Annotated in this window: 3 protein-coding genes; all 3 read left to right on the forward strand. The window is 58.6% G+C overall.

Features of this window, described 5'->3' with window-relative positions:
• The coding region (locus tag WS68_RS15175) for a site-specific integrase (RefSeq protein ID WP_156429523.1) at positions 1-888 on the forward strand (888 nt) is incomplete at its 5' end.
• A gap of 40 nt (positions 889-928) precedes the next feature.
• Positions 929-1,861, forward strand: a complete 933-nt coding sequence (locus WS68_RS15180) for a tyrosine-type recombinase/integrase (protein ID WP_231753029.1) — start codon at positions 929-931, stop codon at positions 1,859-1,861.
• Positions 1,858-2,335: tyrosine-type recombinase/integrase (locus WS68_RS15185; protein ID WP_197419618.1), on the forward strand; the 478-nt coding region annotated here is incomplete at its 3' end. The genes WS68_RS15180 and WS68_RS15185, both read left to right, overlap by 4 nt.

Genomic DNA, 2,335 nt, shown 5'->3' on the forward strand with positions numbered 1-2,335 from the left:
TATGAACTGTACTGTCGGGATCGCCGTTATCTTCGCCCATCGAGCATTCGCGTGCGGATGCGAGAGATCGCGATATTCACGGACTTCCTCGGTTCAAGGAACATCACGTCTTTTGATCAGATACAGCCGGCCGATCTCTGCGCATTCGTGACCTCGCAACATCGCCTGACCGCGAAGTCAGTTTCGCGAATCGTTTCGGATGTGCGTAGTTTTCTGCAGTTCCTTCTGTTGCGAGGAATCTTGCAGCGGGATCTCAGCCATGTATTGCCGGTGGTTCATGTTCCCCGCGATGCGGCTGTGCCATCGGTCTGGGAACCGGAACTTCTGGTCAGGTTGCTCGAAGTCGTTGATCGCACCTCGCCCAAAGGCAAACGCGATTACGCGATCCTCCTGCTGGCCTGTCGCCTCGGATTGCGAGTGAGTGACATTCGGACGCTATCTATCGACGATCTGAAGTGGGATACGGCTACGATAGAGGTTAAGCAGTCGAAGACGCTTGCACCTCTTTGTTTGCCGCTAACGGAAGAAGTTGGTGAAGCGCTGATTGACTATCTGAGATCGGGGCGTCCTCAGTCGGATCGTCGAGAAGTGTTCCTCACATTGAATGCACCGTTCCTACCCTTCTGTGAGACCGCTAACCTGTATCACGTCGTCGAGTATTGGAAGGCTCTCGCCGGAATTCATTTTCGGGCTCCGCAACGCCATGGCTTGCACTCGCTACGCCACACACTCGCGACACGGCTGCTCCATGAACAGACGCCGTTTCAAGTCATCGGCGACATCCTGGGGCATGCGACGACGACGTCGACGTTGATCTACGCGAAGGCCGACGTGGAAACCTTGCGCACTGCCGCGCTGAACACCGAAGAGGTGCGCCATGTCGAGTAGAGCATTCAACGCTCAGTTCCGAAGTCCTGTCGGCTCACTCATGGAACAGTTTGTTCAGGAGAAGCGGGCGTGTGGTTACCGCTATAATGAGGCCGCTCGCTTGCTGGCGCGCTTTGATCGCTTCCTGAGCGATGAAGCACTATCGGAATGCGAGCTGCCGCGCTCAATCAGCCGCAAGTGGCTTTCCAAACAACCCCATGAGTGCAGAGGCACCCACTATCATCGTATCTGCGCGGTTCGCCAATTCGCCCTCTTCATGTGCCGGTTGGGATATCCTGCCGATGTGCCGGAACGATCGCTGCTGGTAAGGTACGACGACGGTTTCTCACCACGCATTCTGACCCACGCCGAGATCAGCCGGTTGTTCGACGCGGCCGACCAGCTGACACCGACTGCACGCGCCCCAATGCGGCATCTCATCATGCCAGAAGTATTCCGGCTACTGTATGGCTGCGGCCTACGACTTGGTGAGGTACTGCATCTGCGCGTGGCCGATGTGGACCTCGAACGAGGGATCCTGACGGTGCGTGATAGCAAATTTCGGAAGGACAGGCTCGTCCCACCAGCCTTGCCGCTGGTACAGCGCCTTCGAACCTATGCACAAGTCATGGGCGATCGCCCGTCCGATGCCTACTTCTTCCCCTCTCCATCCGGCGGCCCGTACAGCCTGTCAGCTGTGTATTGGGTATTCCGGGACCTGCTGCTGCGCTGTGGAATTGCCCATGCCGGCCGAGGCAAAGGGCCGCGCGTACACGATCTTCGTCACGCCTATGCCGTGCACGCGTTGCTGCGCTGGTGTCGCCAGGGAGCTGACCTCAATGTGAAGCTCCCGGTACTGGCGACCTACATGGGACATCAGTCTCTCGCCGGAACGCAGCGCTATCTGCATCTGATTGCGGAGCTGTTCCCTGAGATTACGCTGCGCTCGAATGCCGCCTTCGGTGACGTCATCCCGAGGAGGGACGGATCATGAAACCGACGGATTTCTCCATGCTCGTAACCGACTTCCTGACACACCATCTGGCCGCACAGCGCAACCTGAGCCCCAACACGATCAAGGCCTATCGCGACGTATTCACCCTGCTGCTGCGATTCTGTCGCGACGTGCGGGGGATCGCACTGGAGCGTTTGTCACTGGCACAGATCGACGCACCCCTGGTCGAGGCATTCCTTGATCATTTGGCCGCCGACCGGCACGTTTCGGTCAGCACGCTAAATCATCGCCTCGCGGCGTTGCACGCATTCTTCCGCTACGTGCAGTCGGAAGTACCGGACCGCCTCCTGCAGTGTCAGCAGGTCCTCGCGATTCCGCTGCGGCGACAGCCGCGCCCCAACGTCGGTTACCTCTCCAGGGAGTACCTTGCACAGCTTCTCGCGCAACCGGACCTGCGTACGTCTGAGGGCCGCCGGGATGCAGTGATGTTAAGCGTACTCTACGACACCGGTG

Origin of the sequence: Burkholderia sp. TSV86, from assembly GCF_001522865.1 — a bacterium.
Taxonomy (GTDB): Bacteria; Pseudomonadota; Gammaproteobacteria; order Burkholderiales; family Burkholderiaceae; genus Burkholderia.